Below are 13,948 nucleotides of genomic sequence, written 5' to 3'. Positions count from 1 at the left end.
TAATATATAGTGGAGTTACATCATACGTTTCTCATACAAATATAGAGGGGGAAGGAGAGACCAAATGAAAGAGATTTTAATGAAATACATGACAAATCTTACAACATTAAGTGAAGAGCAGCAGCGCATGATCGTAGAAGAATTACAAATTGAAGAGTATAAAAAAGGAACAGTGCTCTTAAGGCAAGGAGATGTTCCGTCTAAATGTTATTTTGTATTAAAAGGATGCGTGAGGCAACATTGTATAGATGAATCTGGAAAAGAAGTTACATCAAATTTTTATACAGAAGAACAAGCAATCGCAAATTTCAATCATCATAAACAAGATAAATTATCCCCACATACGTTAACGTGCCTAGAAGATTGTCTAGTTGTAGTTGGCGATCTGTATAGTGAAAAGGACATGTATAAGAAATATTCACAGTTAGAAGAAATGACGCGCCAAATGATTGAATACAATTTTGGTGAAGTACAAGAAGAACTTACATTATTTATTGCATTGACACCAGAAGAGCGCTACAAATCATTATTACAAAAACGACCGCATTTAATCGATCGTGTTCCTCAATATCAATTGGCAAGTTATCTAGGTATTACGCCAGAATCATTAAGCAGAATTAAGAAACGACTCAAACAGTAGAGTTTTTTCCACCTCTAAGCAATAGCCATATACTAAATCCTAGTTCACCTGTGATCATCGGTAGTTGAAAGACAACGTTAAGAATGGAAATAATCGCATCATATTGTGAAAACATCGTATTCATTACGTTAATGATGATATAGCCGATTGCAGCAATGAGCAGTAATATACTAATAGTCTTCGGTATGTTTTTAGATTGAAGGGTTACGTATCCTAAGGTAAGAAGATGTAAGCCGAAAATGATTAATCCAACAGACCAAATGTATTCAAAAGCTTCTAGAAATAACATTGTATATGCTTCTGAATTAGCAACTGTGCTTTTTGAAAGAAGTAATACAAATGTTAAATTGAATATAGCAATACCAAGTATAGCTGTATACATAAGACGAAGACAGGTAGCTAGCAATGAGAGGCTAGTATGGATAGGTTTTAGAAAGAAATAAAGAGCCCACGAGGCGATAATATCCGTAATAAAAATGATAATCCATCCGAAAATTTCTGCTTTGAAAAGTGAACTTGAAGTTTGAATATTATGGAGTGTCGTGCTCGCATTACTTGGTACAACGAGATTTCCGTGAACAAAACCGTAAGAAAAAAATGCAGTGAATGCCATGATAAGAAGAGAAGTGCCTGCAAATAAGGCAAAATTTCGCTCAGTCATAATACGTCCTCCTATTCTAATGTTGTTTTCATTGTAATAGGGAAGAGGAGGAGATTCATTGACTTAAATCAAGGGAGAGGAAGTTTAGTGGAATTTCTATCAAAAAAAGATGTATGGTTATATCCGATTTTTTTCGTTGTCATTGGAGCGTGTTTTGCTCCCATATTTGCAGGGAGAGAATATTTTCTCTTATTTTTTACAATTCCGTTGGCTATACTGTTTAGTTGGAGTTGGTTTTCAACAAAATATATCGTTAAGGAAGAAATAATTATAATTACATCAGGTCCCGTTAAAAAACGTATATTTATACGAGACATAAAACGAATTTCCAATACAAAAAATCCAATCGCAGCTCATGCACTATCATTCGATCGATTAGAAATTGTTTACGGATCATATGAAACAGAACTTATTTCTCCAAGAAATAAAGAAGAATTTATTTTGTTGTTAAAAAGAAAAAATCCTGGGATTGAAATAAAGTAAGAGAGTGGATTCATATCTACTCTCTTTATGTCACTTTGGATTTGTCATATAAGGTTGCACGTGAACGACACATAAGTCGCGGAATTTTCCTTCAGCAGTTGTGACAATTACTACTGCTCTTCCTGCACTTTTTCCAGTAATCGTTACTGTCTCACCTTTCGGATAGATGGTGATGACGTCGGAGTTCATATTTGTCCAAATAAGCTCTTGATTTTTTGCCTGCATTGGCAAAACGGAAGCTGATAAATCGGCACTTTGTCCGGTTTTTATTTTAAGCTTATTTTTCTGTATATGAATACCAATTACAGATATAACAGAAGGAGCAATTGAAATTTTGGATGGATTAGGTTGTATGTTTAAAAGAGAAGTAGAAGTGTTTGTGATAGGTGAAAATTTTCTTATATGTTGTTGCTGTAAAGATGCTAACATTGTGGAGTCCCCTTTCTGTATAGGTGTCGATACTAATAATATAAAGGAAGAATGTTATAGTAAATTTAACGAAACATAAAGAAATTGTTAAATTCGAGAAGAATATTGTCGAAATGCGGTTAAAAGAAAGCTCTGCTGTTATCGTAACAGCAGAGCTTTCTTTTTATAGATTATGAATATGTTGTTTTTCAAAATTCTCAAATTGCTCTTCAACTTCTTTTGAAGGTTTAGTTAGTAAACTAACAATTATGATCACTATTAAACTAATAGCGAAACCAGGAATCATTTCATATAAGAAATCTTTTAGGAACTTAAACTGTGTCCAAATAATTACTGTGGCTGCACCTGAAATCATACCAGCAAGCGCGCCCCATTTCGTCATACGTTTCCAATATAAGCTTAATAAAATAGCAGGTCCAAATGAAGAACCAAATCCAGCCCAAGCATATCCAACAAGAGCTAAAATCGTATCATTTTGTTTAAGCGCTAATGCACACCCAATTAAAGCAACACCAAGAACAGCCATACGACCGACAAATACAAGTTCTTTATCAGAAGCAGAACGCTTAAAGAATGTTCTATATAAGTCTTCTGTTACTGCACTTGAAGTAACGAGAAGCTGAGAAGAAATTGTACTCATAATAGCGGCTAAAATAGCGGCTAATAAAAATCCAGTAATAAGTGGATGGAATAAAATTTTTCCAAGTTCAAGGAAAATTGTCTCTGGGTTAGATAATGTCAAACCTTGTTGTGAATAGTAAGCAATACCGATAAGGCCAGTAAACATAGCTCCGACAACAGAGAAAATCATCCAGCTCATACCAATTCTTCGCGCGCTTTTAATTTCTTTTACAGACGAAATAGCCATAAAGCGTACGATAATATGAGGTTGTCCAACATAACCAAGGCCCCATGCGAATAAAGAAATCATTCCTAAAGTAGAGGCACCTTTAAAAATATCTAGACGTGTTGGATCTACAGATCGAATTGTATCAAATGCAGGTCCAAGTCCGTTTGTATTCATAATTGTTACGATAGGAACAAGAATAAGGGCAACTACCATAATGATTCCTTGCACGAAGTCTGTCCAACTTACTGCTAAGAAACCACCAAATAATGTGTAAGCTACAACAACGCCTGCTACAATGAGTAATCCAACATGATAGTTCATACCAAATGAATTTTCAAATAATACAGCGCCTGAAACTAATCCTGAAGCTACATAGAAAGTAAAGAAAATCATAATAACAAGTCCGGATACTAAGCGTAGCATGTGAGATTTGTCGTGGAAACGGTGTTCCAAAAATTCTGGAATAGTAATAGAGTTGTTTGCAATTTCAGAGTAGGTACGTAAGCGAGGAGCGACATAAAGCCAGTTTGCGTATGCGCCTAGTGTTAGGCCGATCGCAATCCAACTACTACTTAATCCAACGCTAAACATTGCACCGGGTAATCCCATTAAAAGCCAACCACTCATATCAGATGCTCCAGCACTTAATGCTGTTACTGCGGGGCCTAGTGTACGCCCGCCAAGCATATAATCTGTTAAGTTGGACGTTCGTTTGTAGGCGAAATAGCCGATTACTAACATCCCGAGCATGTAAATAGAGATAGAAGTTAAAGTTAACATCTGCGTACTCATGTAGTTCCCCTTCCTTTTGTCATGTCTTTTGATGCGTTATGCATATTTATAATCTATCATGATTATTCTGAAAAATCCATACAGAAATACGAATTTTCAGAAATGTAAGCGTTTTTTGACATCGTTTTACTTTTTAAATATATAAATTTCAGACGAAAAAACCTTAATTTTAATAGAGTATTTATTATATTTACATAAAAACACGTTGTTTTGTCAATATAATATTGAAAGAAGGGAGAAATATTTTTTTAAAAAAAGTATTGACTTGTGAAAAAATTTAGGTCTATAATGAGTGCAACTTAAAAAAATGCAAGCGTTGATGAAGAAGAGTACACATGATGAACATGTCAGAGAGCTGATGGTTGGTGCGAATCAGTATGGGATTGATGTGGAATGGGCTTCGGAGCTTCCAAACCGAAACGAAAGAAGTAGGCTTTGGCGACATGATCTCATCGATACAAGAGACACGTATTATTTTTTGATACGGCAAAGTGCGTTACATTCGTAACGAATTAAGGTGGCACCACGGGAGTACCCGTCCTTTCTATAGGATGAGTACTCCCTTTTTGTGTACAAAAAATTAAATATGTTAAATCGTTTAAGTAAGAAGAGTACGTATATTGGAGACGTTTCAGAGAGTCGGGGACAGGTGGGAGCCCGGTGCGGTGCCATATACGGAATGGGCTTACGAGAGGTATGCTGAACAATTATTTTCAGTAGGCAACCCGGGTTCCGCCGTTACAAGGATAAGGTATATATTTTGTACCTGAATAAAGCGGGATGCTTTTGCGTCCAACCTGAGGTGGTACCACGGTAAATTTATCGTCCTCTACATATTTCGATATGTAGGGGACTTTTTTATTTTTCAGAGTGAGGTGAAAGGCATGATGACAAAAGAGGAATTTATGAAGCAAAAAGAACAAAGAAACACATTTTTAGTAATTGCTGAAGAAGAAGGAGATAGCATTACGCCAATTTCTTTATATAGACGTATGAAGGGAAAGAAAAAGTTTTTATTAGAAAGTTCGCAGCTTCATCAAGATAAAGGGCGCTATTCTTACTTAGGGTGTAATCCTTATGGAGAAGTGAAAAGCGTTGGTATAGAAGTAGAGCGAATGATGTATGGGAAAAAAGAAAAGCGGCAGGGTAACGTACTGCAAATGCTAGAAGAGGTAATCGCACCAGCGCAAGTAGACAGTCCATTTCCGTTTTGCGGGGGAGCAGTTGGATATATTGGCTATGACGTCATTCGGCAGTATGAAAACATTGGAGCAGATTTACACGATCCATTAAATATTCCAGAAGTACACCTTTTACTATATCGTGAGTTTACCGTTTACGATCATTTACGCCAAAAGTTGTCATTTGTATATGTATGCAGGGAAGACGATTCAGCTTCTTATGAAGAAGTATGCGAAAGATTGCAAGTATACAAAGAGGAAGTGCTAAAGGGAGAAGAAGCGGAAGTAAATGAAATACAATCAATATTATCATTCACTTCTTCAATAACTGAAAAAGAATTTTGTGAAATGGTAGAAACAGCGAAAGAATACATTCGGGCCGGAGATATTTTCCAAGTTGTATTATCCCAGCGTTTGCAAAGTGAATGTATTGGAGATCCATTTGCATTATACCGGAAACTTCGAATTGCAAATCCATCACCATATATGTTCTATATCGATTTTCAAGATTATGTTGTACTTGGCTCTTCGCCGGAAAGTTTGTTATCAGTAAGAGAGGATAAAGTGATGACAAACCCAATTGCTGGTACGAGGCCGAGAGGGAAAACGAAGCAGGAAGATGAGGAAATCGAAAAAGAACTGTTAGGAAATGAGAAAGAGCGAGCAGAGCATATGATGCTTGTGGACCTAGGACGAAATGATATTGGCAGAGTAAGTGAAATTGGCTCTGTGACGATAGATAAATATATGAAAGTAGAAAAATACTCTCACGTTATGCACATTGTATCTGAAGTTTACGGAACATTGCGAAAACAAACAAGTGGATTTGATGCATTAGCGTATTGTTTACCAGCTGGTACAGTATCAGGTGCTCCGAAAATAAGGGCGATGGAAATTATTAATACGTTAGAGCATGAAAAAAGAAATGTATATGCCGGAGCGGTTGGATATATTTCATTCTCAGGAAACCTTGATATGGCGCTAGCAATTCGAACGATGGTTGTAAAAGACGAGAAAGCGTACGTTCAGGCAGGAGCGGGTATCGTCTACGATTCAGACCCGGTTGCTGAATATGAAGAAACATTAAATAAAGCGAGAGCGCTTTTGGAGGTTATGAAATGATTGTACTTATTGATAATTATGATTCGTTCACATATAACTTGTATCAACTATTAGGCGAGTACGAGAAAGAAATTGTTGTCGTAAGAAATGATCAAATAACAATTGAACAATTAGAGGAGATGAAGCCGAAAGGAATTGTGCTCTCACCAGGACCTGGGAAACCAGAAGATGCTGGAATTTGTATCGATGTTATTCGTCATTTTTATAAGAACGTTCCCATCTTAGGAATTTGTCTTGGCCATCAAGCAATCATATCCGCATTTGGAGGAGAAATTGTTAGAGCAGAGCGCATTAAACACGGAAAAACATCGCGTGTGAAACATAACGGAACGTCAATCTTTTCATACGTAACGCAGCCGCTAACAGCAATGCGTTACCATTCACTCGTCGCAGTGCAAAATAGTTTGCCGCAGTGTTTTGACATACTTGCGACAGCGATGGATGACGGAGAAATCATGGCAGTTCGTCACAACTATTATCCGCTCTTCGGATTACAGTTTCACCCAGAATCAATTGCAACAGAAGAAGGCGGAAAGTTAATACGTGCCTTTTTAGCAGAAGTGAAAGAGGAGGAGAGAGTATGAACAGTTATCTTCGAAAATTAGTAGAGGGACAACATTTAACAGAAGAAGAAATGTATGAAGCGGGACTTCTTTTATTAAGTGACAACATATTGGAAAGTGAAGTTGCAGCTTTCTTAGTATTGCTGAAAGCGAAAGGCGAAACAGCAGAAGAAATATACGGTCTCGTTCGTGCTCTTCGCGAAAAGGCATTACCGTTTTTAAATCATATAAAAGGCGCGATGGACAATTGCGGAACGGGTGGTGACGGTGCGCAAACATTCAATATTAGTACAACATCGGCATTTGTACTTGCCGGAGCTGGTGTAAAGGTTGCGAAGCATGGAAACCGCGCTGTTTCTAGTAAAACAGGAAGTGCTGATTTATTAGAAGAACTCGGTGTAAACATAAGCTGTACGCCGGGTGAGATTGACTATTTATTAGAGAATGTAGGTATTGCCTTCTTATTCGCACCAGCGATGCATCCAGCATTAAGACGCATTATGAAAATAAGAAAAGAATTAAACGTTCCGACGATCTTTAACTTAATTGGACCGTTGACGAATCCGGTTAATTTAGAAACACAATTTGTCGGTATTTATAAGCGAGATATGTTATTGCCAGTAGCGGAAGTATTGCAGAAACTTGGCAGAAAACAAGCGCTCGTCGTAAACGGAAGTGGCTTTTTAGATGAAGCATCATTACAGGGAGAAAATCATGTCGTCGTTTTAAAAGATAATGAAATAGTAGAAATGAGTATTGATCCAGAAAAGTATGGTTTTTCAAGAGTGAAAAATGAAGAAATTAGAGGTGGGAATTCAAAAGAAAATGCAAAGATTACGCTCGGAGTATTAAGCGGAGAAAAGAGTGTCTATCGCGATACTGTTTTATTAAATGCAGGTCTAGCCCTTTTCGCAAATGGAAGAGCAGAAACGATTGAAGAAGGAATTACACTAGCGGCACATAGCATTGACTCTGGAAAAGCATTAGCCAAACTAAACTTATTAATTGCAGCAAGCCATGAAAAATTAGAAAGGGTGAATTAAAATGGGGACGATTTTAGACAAAATTGTAGAGCAAAAGAAAGTAGAAGTTGCGGAGTTATATGAAACATATTCACCAGTGAAAGAAAAAAGGAAAACACACTCACTTGTAAAAGCTTTAGAGCGGTTTACTGTAATAGCAGAGGTAAAGCGAGCGTCTCCATCAAAAGGCGATATTAATTTACACGTTGATGTGCCAAAACAAGTGAAAACATATGAAGAATGCGGTGCTGGAGCAGTTTCGGTTTTAACAGACGGTCAATTTTTTAAAGGGTCGTTTCACGACTTACAAACGGCAAGAGCAGAAAGTAACATTCCGCTTTTATGTAAAGATTTTATAATCGATAAAATCCAAATTGATAGAGCGTATGAAGCTGGTGCAGATCTTATTTTATTAATTGTTGCAGCATTGTCAAAAGAGAAATTAAACGAGCTTTATAACTACGTGCTAGAAAAAGGATTAGAAGCGATTGTTGAAGTTCATGATGAACAGGAATTAGAAATTGCAATCCGATTAAATCCGCACGTTATCGGTATTAACAACCGTAATTTAAAAACATTTGAAGTAGATTTAAGCCAAACTGAAAAGCTCGGAAAACGACTGAATGAGGAAAACCTACTTTGGATTAGTGAAAGCGGCATTCATTCAAAAGAAGATATTATTCGCGTCAAACGAGCTGGTGCAAAAGGTGTATTAGTTGGAGAAGCACTTATGACATCATCTTCTATAAGTAACTTTTTCGAAGACTGTAAGGTGAACATATGAAAGTGAAAATTTGCGGCATCACTGATGTTGAAACAGCAAAACATGCTTGCGAATACGGAGCAGATGCAATTGGATTTGTTTTTGCAGAAAGTAAGCGGAAAATCACCCCAGGGCTAGCGAAAGAAATTATTGGGGAAATTCCAGTCCACGTTTTCAAGGTAGGTGTTTTCGTAAATGAATCAGTAGAAGTGATCCAGAAAATTGCAGAGGAGTGCGGGTTAACGCATGTGCAACTACATGGGGATGAAGACAATCATCAAATTAGGAGATTGAATATTCCGTCTATAAAAGCGGTAGGAGTAGCTTTAGAGAAAGATATTGAATGTGCGAAAAAATACGATACAGATTATCTGCTATTTGATAGCCCGAAGGAAAAGTTCCACGGAGGAAACGGAAAGACATTCTCATGGGAGTTACTCGCACATATGCCAAACGAGTTGCGAGAGAAAACGATATTAGCTGGCGGATTAAACATCCTTAATATAGAAGAAGCAATTCGAACCGTTCAGCCATATATGATCGATGTGAGCAGCGGAGTAGAGACAGAAGGAAAGAAAGATCTAAAGAAAATAAAACAATTTATTAAAAAAGCGAAGGAGTGTTCAAAATGAACTACGCATATCCAGATGAAAAAGGTCATTACGGTATATACGGAGGACGATACGTTCCAGAAACGTTAATGCAATCCGTATTAGAATTAGAAGAAGCATATAAAGAAGCGATGCAAGATGAAGCGTTTCAAAAGGAATTAAATCATTATTTACAAACGTATGTTGGAAGAGAAACACCGCTTTATTTCGCTGAAAATATGACGAAGTATTGCGGCGGAGCAAAAATCTATTTGAAACGTGAAGATTTGAACCATACGGGAGCTCATAAAATTAACAATACAATCGGTCAGGCACTTCTTGCGGTAAGAATGGGTAAGAAGAAAGTTGTCGCTGAAACAGGAGCAGGACAACACGGAGTTGCAACAGCTACTGTATGTGCACTTTTCGGTTTAGAATGCGTCATCTTCATGGGAGAAGAAGATGTGAGACGACAAAAATTAAACGTGTTTCGAATGGAATTACTCGGAGCAAAAGTAGAAAGCGTTGCGGCAGGTAGCGGCACGTTGAAAGATGCGGTAAACGAGGCGCTTCGTTACTGGGTTTCACATGTACACGATACGCACTACATTATGGGATCAGTTCTCGGGCCACATCCATTCCCGCAAATTGTTCGTGATTTCCAAAGTGTAATTGGGAAAGAAACGAAAAAGCAATACGAAGCGTTAGAAGGGAAATTACCAGAAGCAGTCGTTGCTTGTATTGGCGGTGGTAGTAATGCAATGGGAATGTTTTATCCGTTCGTACACGATGAAGAAGTTGCTCTTTACGGTGTTGAAGCAGCTGGAAAAGGTGTTCACACAGAAAAGCACGCAGCCACTTTAACGAAAGGAAGTGTCGGTGTTTTACACGGATCGATGATGTACCTTCTGCAAAATGAAGAAGGGCAAATTCAAGAAGCGCACTCTATTTCGGCAGGGCTGGATTACCCAGGTGTTGGGCCAGAACATAGCTTGCTAAAAGATATTGGCCGCGTTTCTTATCATTCCATTACAGATGAAGAAGCGTTAGAAGCATTTCAATTATTAACGAAAAAAGAAGGGATTATCCCGGCATTAGAAAGTTCACATGCTGTTGCATACGCTTTAAAACTAGCGCCGCAAATGAAGAAAGACGAAGGACTTGTCATTTGTTTATCCGGCCGCGGTGATAAAGATGTAGAGAGTATAAAACGTTATATGGAAGAGGTGTAAAAAATGGGAGTAGAAAAAATTATAGCAGCGTTTGAAAATGGCAAGAAAGCATTTATTCCGTATGTAATGGGCGGAGATGGTGGACTTGAAAAGTTAAAAGAAAGAATTCGTTTTCTTGATGAAGCAGGAGCAAGCATCGTTGAAATTGGTATCCCATTTTCAGATCCAGTCGCAGACGGTCCAACTATTCAAAGGGCAGGAAAAAGAGCATTAGATAGCGGTGTAACATTGAAAGGTATTTTTCAAGCATTAATAGAGGTGAGGCAAGAAGTTCAAATTCCATTTGTACTTATGACATATTTAAATCCAGTACTCGCATTCGGAAAGGAACGTTTCATTGAGAGCTGTCTTGAAGCAGGAGTGGACGGTATTATCGTTCCGGACTTACCGTATGAAGAACAAGACATTATTGCACCGCTCCTTCGCGTGGCGAATATCGCTTTAATTCCACTCGTTACCGTAACGAGCCCTATTGAACGAATCGAAAAAATTACGAGTGAATCACAAGGATTCGTCTACGCCGTTACAGTAGCGGGCGTAACGGGAGTACGTCAAAACTTTAAAGATGAGATTCGTAGTTACTTAGAAAAAGTAAAAGAACACGTCCACTTACCAGTAGTCGCAGGATTCGGTATTTCAACACGAGAACAAATTGAAGAAATGATTACAATATGTGACGGCGTTGTCGTTGGAAGTAAAGTCATTGAGCTGTTAGAAAATGAAAAGCGAGAAGAAATTTGTGAGTTAATACATGCAGTAAAAGAAACAGAAGAGGCTTAAGTCTCTTCTGTTTCTTTTGTGTAATAAATGTTAAAATATACAGAAAATACTTATAACTTAGAGGGTGAGAAGGCATGCTAAGACGTAAACTATTATATCTTCTTTTAACTGTACCATTATACGCTTGGCTCATTAGCATGACGAAAATAGAGTTGATGGCTCTGTTTTTAGGATATGTATTCATCTTTTCCCAATTAAATCGAATACAAGAGCAATCTATTTTAGAAGTATGTATATTTTCGGTTAGTATAGAACTATTTAGTATCGTTTCGATTGTATTATTAAGTGAATTATTCCAATGGATCCATTCATTTGAATTAATAAAACTTGGGAATATTGTATTGCAAGTAATATGTGCTTATATTGTGTTTGTTGTACTAGAAAAAATGATTGGACAGCAGACGGTTTTTCAGGATAAAAGATAAAATATTAGTTATTCAAAAAAGGAGCCAAGCAGCTCCTTTTTTAAATCTGTTATAAAAATAATTGAAAATCATAACATCTGTTATATAATAGTTAAAAATTGCAATTTTTACGAAAAGAGATGATAGCATGGCCATATTGTTGGCACTTATCCCGATTATGATGATTTTTATTTGTTTGTTTTTGTTTAAACAAACGTCATTAAGAGCCTCATTAATCTCTTATGCCGTTTCTGTCGGAATCGTTTTACTCTCGCCAACGTTTCAATTAGGGATAAGTGAAACTGTACACGCAACAATTAAAGGGTGGTTAATTTGTTTTATTGTCGGATACGTTTTATTTTTCGGTATTTTTTTATTTCACCTCATGAACAAAATGGGATACATCGATCAAGTAGCACGATTTCTAGAACAAGTCACGCGCGATCGATTATTGCAAATGCTTCTTATGTGTTTTGGTATTTGTCCACTTATTGAATCAGTGAGTGGATTCGGAATTGGTTTTATGGTCGCAGCACCTATTTTTCTTTCGCTCGGTTATAAACCGTTTCAAGCTGTGCTACTATCGTTTATCGGTTTACTTGCAAGTTCATGGGGCGCAATGGCAACGGGTACGATTATCGGTTCTCAGCTTATTAACATGCCGCTCACAATTCTTGGTACAAATACAGCATTATTAAGCATCCCGATTTTCGCATATTTTATCTTCCTTTCTTTATACGTTGTCGGTGGCTGGCAGGCAGTTATAGAAAAGTGGAAGGAAGGAGTAGGATTCTTTCTATTATTTTCTCTCGGAATCTATCTTTCTAACGCATACGTAAGTGTTGAACTAGCAGGGATATTAAGTTCTATCGTTACCATTACATTTGGCTTTCTAATCATTAAATTAAAAGGGAAAAGTGAGCAAAACTTTATAACAGAACATGCTGCGGCTGTAGAGAGAGAAGTATCTATTATAAAAATTATTAGCCCTTATATATTCTTAACAGTTTGTATTTTACTTTCTCGCCTCGTTCCAGCATTACATGATTTTCTTAGGTCATATGCAGTTCTCGATTTAAAATCATACTCTTACAAACTAGAGTTACTATATTCGCCAGGGTTTTGGCTCGCCATGACTTGTTTATTTACAATTATTTTCTTCCGCATTCCATCTAATATTATGAAACAATCACTCTCGCAAACGATAAGACAATGGATTCCATTCGCAATTACAACGACGATGTTCATCGCCATTTCAGAACTAATGGGCGCATCTGGTATGCATTCATTACTCGCAAAAACAGCTGGTGAAACATTTGGTACGTTTTTCGTTTTCGTTGCTCCGTTTATTGGGGGAATCGGAGGCTTTTTAACAGGTAGTAACGCAGGATCAAATGCGATGTTTATAAAGCTACAAATGCAAACAGCGCAAAACGTAGCACTCCCGTGGCAATACGTCACAACGCTCCAAAACACCGCATCATCAGTAGCCACAATCGCTTGTCCATCACGGATTACACTAGGCGCGTATTTATGTAATATCCCTTATCGTGAAAATGAACTATTAAAGAAGACGACGTTAATGATTTTTGGTGCGGTGTTGCTTGTAGTGGTGGAGGTTATTGTTTGGTATATGTTGAGAAAATAAGAAATCCTCCTGGGAAAGGAGGATTTTCTTTTTATATGGATAATGCCTAAAGTATGAACAGCTTCTACTAAATGAATAGGAGATGAAAGAGATGCCCTTAAAAAACTACGGTGTATTAAAAGGTACAGTTGTACAATCTAAGATTGGAAAAGGGAAAACACCTCATTATCAAGTTCATTTACAAGGCGAAGCAGAAGTAGATTATCGTATTGCAATTAACGTAAAGTCGCAAAGTTATCCGTCAGAAGTTTTATATTTTGCAAGCGAACATATTGATTCAGAAGCTATTCACATTTTACCGACATTACCATTCGGTTTTACAGAAATAAAAAACAATGAACCGAAAGTAGCTTTAGACTACGTAAGAGGTAATGTATTTGATTCAAAACAAATGATTCCTTTACCTGCTGAAAAAACAGGATTGGATAATGATTTAAATGAAAAAATAGAACGTTATATAAAACGAGCAATAGAAGAAAAAGCAATTATTTACGCGTTTGGTGAAAGGTGGGGACCAGAAGAAAAGGTTCCGGATTCGTATTTCCACTTTACACCTGGAAACGGTATACACGATATTCATATGAATCAAGGGAATGTAGAGAAATGGCAAGGTGATGATGGCAAATGGCAAGACGGTGGGATATTGATTCACTTTGAGAAGAAGGAAGAGTGGATTGGTATTTTTCTTGCCTTTCAGTCACAGTCATGGTGTACGGATGAAGAAGGGCATGCTCGTGTTCCGGTTGAGCATTGTGATTATAAGAGAAATAATTGATGAGAAGAGGACG

The 13,948-nt window shown here is 37.3% G+C and carries 15 protein-coding genes and 2 other annotated features; of the genes, 12 read left to right on the top strand and 3 right to left on the bottom strand.

The annotated features are described in order from the left end of the window. Nucleotides 1-64: 64 nt before the first annotated feature. Nucleotides 65-640 (top strand): Crp/Fnr family transcriptional regulator, encoded by a 576-nt coding sequence (locus NSS74_RS17580; RefSeq protein WP_002140861.1) that lies wholly within the window; start codon nt 65-67, stop codon nt 638-640. Here the strand turns inward: NSS74_RS17580 and NSS74_RS17575 are convergent. Beyond that, the gene (locus NSS74_RS17575; RefSeq protein WP_002140862.1) at nt 630-1,301 is read right to left on the bottom strand and encodes a DUF4386 domain-containing protein; all 672 of its coding nucleotides are present in this window, start codon (nt 1,299-1,301) and stop codon (nt 630-632) included. The two genes, NSS74_RS17580 and NSS74_RS17575, sit on opposite strands and share 11 nt — an antisense overlap. Nucleotides 1,302-1,388: 87 nt before the next feature. Between NSS74_RS17575 and NSS74_RS17570 the strand changes: the two genes are divergently transcribed. Continuing rightward, on the top strand, nt 1,389-1,784 hold the full coding sequence (locus NSS74_RS17570; RefSeq protein ID WP_002140864.1) for a PH domain-containing protein: 396 nt from the start codon (nt 1,389-1,391) through the stop codon (nt 1,782-1,784). A 30-nt stretch (nt 1,785-1,814) separates the two neighbouring features. Here the strand turns inward: NSS74_RS17570 and NSS74_RS17565 are convergent, their stop codons facing one another. Both NSS74_RS17565 and putP read right to left on the bottom strand, forming a co-directional pair. Beyond that, nucleotides 1,815-2,213: an Ig-like domain-containing protein gene (locus NSS74_RS17565; RefSeq protein WP_002011406.1), complete on the bottom strand. Its 399-nt coding sequence runs from the start codon at nt 2,211-2,213 to the stop codon at nt 1,815-1,817. Between the two features lie 163 nt (nt 2,214-2,376). After that, nucleotides 2,377-3,855: a sodium/proline symporter PutP gene (gene putP, locus NSS74_RS17560; protein WP_002086927.1), complete on the bottom strand. Its 1,479-nt coding sequence runs from the start codon at nt 3,853-3,855 to the stop codon at nt 2,377-2,379. A 307-nt stretch (nt 3,856-4,162) separates the two neighbouring features. Further along, nucleotides 4,163-4,401 (top strand) — a binding site (T-box leader). Nucleotides 4,402-4,443: 42 nt separating this feature from the next. Then, nucleotides 4,444-4,688, top strand: a binding site (T-box leader). 51 nt (nt 4,689-4,739) lie between these two features. On the opposite strand from putP, the gene trpE reads away from it, so the two are divergent. The 10 genes from trpE to NSS74_RS17510 all read left to right on the top strand — a co-directional run bounded on the left by trpE (nt 4,740) and on the right by NSS74_RS17510 (nt 13,935). Next, nucleotides 4,740-6,158, top strand: a complete 1,419-nt coding sequence (gene trpE / locus NSS74_RS17555) for an anthranilate synthase component I (protein WP_016101539.1) — start codon at nt 4,740-4,742, stop codon at nt 6,156-6,158. Beyond that, a complete protein-coding gene (locus NSS74_RS17550) occupies nt 6,155-6,742 on the top strand; it encodes an anthranilate synthase component II (protein WP_002086924.1) in 588 nt (195 codons plus the stop codon). The genes trpE and NSS74_RS17550 overlap by 4 nt, the downstream gene beginning before the upstream one ends. Next, nucleotides 6,739-7,764, top strand: coding sequence for an anthranilate phosphoribosyltransferase (trpD, locus tag NSS74_RS17545; RefSeq protein WP_016101538.1), 1,026 nt, complete (start codon nt 6,739-6,741; stop codon nt 7,762-7,764). The genes NSS74_RS17550 and trpD overlap by 4 nt, the downstream gene beginning before the upstream one ends. Nucleotide 7,765: 1 nt before the next feature. Next, on the top strand, nt 7,766-8,527 hold the full coding sequence (trpC, locus tag NSS74_RS17540) for an indole-3-glycerol phosphate synthase TrpC (protein ID WP_078175505.1): 762 nt from the start codon (nt 7,766-7,768) through the stop codon (nt 8,525-8,527). Continuing rightward, complete coding sequence (locus NSS74_RS17535; RefSeq protein ID WP_002186404.1) at nt 8,524-9,138, top strand: phosphoribosylanthranilate isomerase; 615 nt, start codon at nt 8,524-8,526, stop codon at nt 9,136-9,138. The genes trpC and NSS74_RS17535 overlap by 4 nt, the downstream gene beginning before the upstream one ends. Beyond that, the gene (gene trpB / locus NSS74_RS17530; protein ID WP_002140871.1) at nt 9,135-10,328 is read left to right on the top strand and encodes a tryptophan synthase subunit beta; all 1,194 of its coding nucleotides are present in this window, start codon (nt 9,135-9,137) and stop codon (nt 10,326-10,328) included. The genes NSS74_RS17535 and trpB overlap by 4 nt, the downstream gene beginning before the upstream one ends. Before the next feature lie 3 nt (nt 10,329-10,331). After that, the gene (gene trpA / locus NSS74_RS17525) at nt 10,332-11,108 is read left to right on the top strand and encodes a tryptophan synthase subunit alpha (protein WP_002140872.1); all 777 of its coding nucleotides are present in this window, start codon (nt 10,332-10,334) and stop codon (nt 11,106-11,108) included. A gap of 74 nt (nt 11,109-11,182) precedes the next feature. Next, nucleotides 11,183-11,533 carry a DUF4029 domain-containing protein gene (locus NSS74_RS17520; RefSeq protein ID WP_002086916.1) on the top strand — a complete coding sequence of 117 codons (351 nt, stop codon included), beginning with the start codon at nt 11,183-11,185 and terminating at the stop codon, nt 11,531-11,533. Nucleotides 11,534-11,660: 127 nt separating this feature from the next. Beyond that, nucleotides 11,661-13,160 (top strand): L-lactate permease, encoded by a 1,500-nt coding sequence (locus tag NSS74_RS17515; protein WP_002030479.1) that lies wholly within the window; start codon nt 11,661-11,663, stop codon nt 13,158-13,160. A 91-nt stretch (nt 13,161-13,251) separates the two neighbouring features. After that, nucleotides 13,252-13,935: a DUF2278 family protein gene (locus tag NSS74_RS17510; RefSeq protein WP_002140873.1), complete on the top strand. Its 684-nt coding sequence runs from the start codon at nt 13,252-13,254 to the stop codon at nt 13,933-13,935. Nucleotides 13,936-13,948: the final 13 nt, after the last annotated feature.

The organism is Bacillus sp. FSL E2-8868, from assembly GCF_038005505.1.
GTDB lineage: Bacteria > Bacillota > Bacilli > Bacillales > Bacillaceae_G > Bacillus_A > Bacillus_A mycoides.
This window is presented reverse-complemented; position numbering and strand designations above follow the sequence as displayed.